Here is a 4079-nt window from a genome sequence, read left to right on the forward strand (position 1 = left end):
TACGACCCCATTTTTCTCCAGCACGAAACAGGAGCGCATCCGGAACGGGCGGACCGAATTCGGGGTGCTTTGGAGTGCTTCGAAGCGAAGAACTTGCTTTCTCGGTGTACCCGACCGCAGTTCAAACCTGTCTCCCGTAGCCGACTCACCCTCATCCACTCCCCTCGTTACATCGACGAGGTTTGGGCGGTGGCCAAATCCGGCGGCGGCGACCTCGATCATGACACCATTTGCAGCCCCTCTTCTTACGATGTTGCCCTGGCAGCCGTCGGAGCCGTGTGTGACGCCGTGGAACGGGTCGTGAAAGGAGAAGATCGGCGGGCCTTTTGTTTGGTCCGTCCACCGGGGCATCATGCCCTCCGAGAGCGGGCGATGGGCTTTTGCATCTTCAATAACATCGCCGTGGCCGCCGCCGTGGCCGTGTGGGAACTGGGGCTGGAATCGGTACTGATTGTCGATTGGGACATTCACCACGGAAACGGAACACAGGCAGTGTTCTGGGAGGATCCGCGGGTGGGATTCCTCTCCATCCATCGGTATCCTTTCTATCCCGGCACAGGTGCGGCCGACGAAATTGGCGAGGGAGCGGGACGCGGCTATACCAAGAATATTCCTGTTCCCTACGGAATATCGCGGCGAGAGTATTTCGCCGCCCTGGAGCCGGCCCTGGACAAATTTGCCGCTTTCGTAAAACCTCAGTTGGTGCTGTTGAGTGCCGGATTTGACACCCACCGGCTGGACCCCATCGGCAATTTGGGGTTGGAAACCGAAGACTTCGGGCCCCTTACTGCTTTGGTCCTGGATGTGGCAGACACCTATGCGGAAGGGCGTTTTGTCAGCGTTCTGGAGGGTGGCTATAATCGTCTGGTCATGCCCGACTGTCTTGCCGTCCACCTTGAGGAAATTGTGCACCGGGATGAGAAGAACCCGCGGCCTGCGAATCCCTGAATGTCCTCACACCCCGATCCACGAAGCGCCATGACGTCCATCACTCGTGGACCTGTTCTGGAATGCCGTCGCATCGGCAAGCGATTTGGCGGCGTCATTGCTCTGGAGAACGTTGATTTTGATCTCTATCCGGGTGAGGTCCATGGGGTTGTGGGCAGCAACGGGGCCGGAAAAAGCACTCTCATGAAAATCCTGGCGGGGGCTTTGGCCGATTATGAGGGCGAAATCTCTGTGGCCGGCCAGCCGGTCAAAATCACCAGCCCTCAGACCGCATTCCATCTGGGCATCGCCATGGTGTACCAGGAGTTTTCGGGCATCGGCCAACTTTCTGTGGCGGAAAACCTCTTTCTCGGGCGCCAGCCGCTTAACCGCTTGGGATTCGTGGATTGGCCTTTGATGCGGCAGAAGGCCCGCGAGTATTTGCAGGAGTTGGGGCTTCACCTCGATGTCGATCGGCGACTCGACACATATCCCCTCGTAGTGAGACAGATGGTGGAGATTGCCCGGGCAGCCCATCGTGGAGCCCGCATCCTTATCATGGATGAACCAACCAGTGCCCTAAGCCCACCGGAAGTGGAGCGACTTTTCGAATTGGTCAAACAACTTCAACAAAGAGGGGTCGCCATCATTTTTATCAGCCACTTCCTGGAGGATGTTCTGGCCATTGCGGATCGGGTCACCGTTCTGCGGGAAGGACGGCGTGTGCTCACGCTTCCCCGTGCGGAATTGACCAAACACAAACTCGTGGAAGCGATGATTGGCCGCGGGGCGTCGGTGGGCGCTGAACGGGAAGAATGCGCCGACCTTCCTCCACGCACTCCGGCACCACCGGTGCTTAGCGTGGAAAAACTGACGTTGCCGGGGATATTCGAGGACGTGAGTTTGACCGTCGCCCCTGGGGAGATTTTGGGGCTTTATGGATTCGTGGGAGCGGGGCACCAGGAACTGGTTCAGGCTTTGGGAGGGGCTTTGGCCCCACGTTCCGGAAGGATCATTCTCGAGGGGCGTCCCATCCCGCCGGGCAGACCTCAAAAAGCGGTCCGCGCAGGGATGGTGCTTGTCACGGCGGATCGGGCTGCGGGACTGTTCCTCCGCGGTGAGGTGTACAAGAACGTGACCATCGCCCATCTTCGGCACGCCGTGGGAAATTGGGTGACCCTTGCGAAAGAACTGCGGGCGGTTCAACCTGTACTGCAGCAGGTGGGATGTCGGCCGGCAGATCCGCTGCTGAGGGTCGAGCAGCTATCCGGCGGCAACCAGCAAAAAGTGGTGTTTGCCAGGTGGCTGTTGGGACCGGTTCGCGTGCTGCTTCTGGAAGAACCCACGCGGGGTATGGATATTGCTGCAAAAGCCGAGGTGATGCAATTGGTGAAGCAACTTGCCGCGCAGGGGACAGCCGTCATCCTGGCGTCTACGGAGCCGGAACTGATCCTGGCCCATGCCCATCGCGTGATGGTCATGGGTCGAGGAAAAGTGACCGCCGAATGGTCAGGATGTCGGCTGGAAAAGGCCGAACTTCTTAGAGCGGCATGACACCGAGGGAGACCTCGTGATAACCGTCCTCTCCACGCCCGATGTTTCATGGCACCAAAAGCAAGGAATTGACTCGCGGAAGGCATCCATAGGACTTGAGCGATGACAGCGTTTGCAAAGGGATTCCGATTCCGCTGGGAACCGCAGGATGTCGCACCGGTGGCTTCGCTTCTGGCACTGATCGTCTTCTTTGGAATCGCCGCCCCCGGTTTCCTTCGGCTCTCGACTTTGGTGACCGCCTTGCAGCAGGGCGCGGTCCTGGCCATTGTCAGCACGGGGTTAACATTCGTCCTTTTGGCCGCGGAAATCGATCTGGCTGTTGGAACGATGGCCTTGTGGACGGCCTGTTTCTGCGGATGGCTCTATCAATCATGGGCGACACAAACAGCAGAGGGACGTTTTGTCGCGTCGGCTGAAATCGTCGTCGCCGTTCTCATCCTGCCATTGTGTACGAGCCTCTTGCTGGGGATCCTTTCCGGTGTCTTAACGGTGAAATCGCGACTGCCGAGCTTTATCATCACGCTGGCCATGATGTTTATCTCCCAGGGGGCTGCACGGTACATAACCCGCGGGCAAGCGTTTCGGGTACCGGCCCTGTTGGGGGATATTGGGAATCGCGGCATCGAACATGAGGGGTTGACCGTCATCCCGTACAGTGCCCTTTTGGCAGGGGCCATCATGATCGTGGGACATGTGGTCCTCCAGTACACGCGATTCGGTCGATACGTGTACATGACGGGGGGAAACCGCCAGGCGGCCCGGCTGGCAGGGGTACCAACAGGCCTGGTCGTCACGGCCTGTCTGGCGATTTCGGCAGTCACCGCGGGGGTCGGCGGGCTGGTCAATGCAGGGCGCATGACGAGTGTGACCCTCGATCAGAATCAGGACCTTCTGCTCAGTTCTCTGGCGTGTATTGTGCTTGGGGGAACGAGTCTTTTTGGGGGTGAAGGAGGGATTGGCAAGACCCTCGTCGGTGTCGCCACATTTACGGTGCTCAATATCGGACTTAACTCGATTCGGCTGGACGATTTTGCCCGCCCGTTTGTGATGGGCGTGGTGCTGATGGCGGCACTCCTTCTCAACGCGGCGCTGGCCCGCCGGCGGCCATAAAAGAAGAGTCTCACGGAAGTCACAGGGATGATGAAGGCACCGCCAAAGGCTCTGCCGCGGATCGCCTGATCAGTTCCATGGAAACGATGAGCAGCAGCACTGCCAGAATGAAAGGACCGGCCGGAAGGAACACCCTCACCTGAAAAGCGAGCAGCACTCCCACAATCCGCGCGACGGCACTCAAACTGTTGGCAATGCCGAAGATGCGCCCCTGGTGATCCGCGTCCACCCGGCGGGAGATGAGGGATTGTACGGCAGGCATCACGAAGGCCATCCCCGCCGCGACGACACCACTAGCGATGACCACGACTCGTCCTGCCCATTCGGTGCCCAGTGCAAATGGCGGGAGAAAGCGCGCCATCTGCGGGTGTTGCACAGCCGCACTGATGGCTAGAAAACCGGCTACCGCTGCTAACAGTCCGATATTGGACAGGGTTTTTTCCGACAATCGAAGACTGAGCCGGCGCACCAGGAATCCCTGCGTCAGC

General features: G+C 59.1%; 3 protein-coding genes and 1 pseudogene. 3 read left to right on the top strand and 1 reads right to left on the bottom strand.

Going from position 1 to position 4079, the window contains the following annotated elements:
• The 3 genes from H5U08_RS11830 to H5U08_RS11840 form a co-directional block, all read left to right on the top strand.
• The coding region (locus H5U08_RS11830; RefSeq protein ID WP_297033255.1) for a histone deacetylase at positions 1–948 on the top strand (948 nt) is incomplete at its 5' end.
• 30 nt (positions 949–978) lie between these two features.
• The gene (locus H5U08_RS11835) at positions 979–2481 is read left to right on the top strand and encodes a sugar ABC transporter ATP-binding protein (protein WP_297033257.1); all 1503 of its coding nucleotides are present in this window, start codon (positions 979–981) and stop codon (positions 2479–2481) included.
• 102 nt (positions 2482–2583) lie between these two features.
• A complete protein-coding gene (locus H5U08_RS11840; protein ID WP_297033259.1) occupies positions 2584–3591 on the top strand; it encodes an ABC transporter permease in 1008 nt (335 codons plus the stop codon).
• 19 nt (positions 3592–3610) lie between these two features.
• Here the strand turns inward: H5U08_RS11840 and H5U08_RS11845 are convergent.
• Positions 3611–4079, bottom strand: a pseudogene (locus H5U08_RS11845) (hypothetical protein); the annotation flags it as partial.

It is taken from the genome of Thermogutta sp., assembly GCF_014359955.1.
In the GTDB taxonomy this organism is placed as follows: domain Bacteria; phylum Planctomycetota; class Planctomycetia; order Pirellulales; family Thermoguttaceae; genus Thermogutta.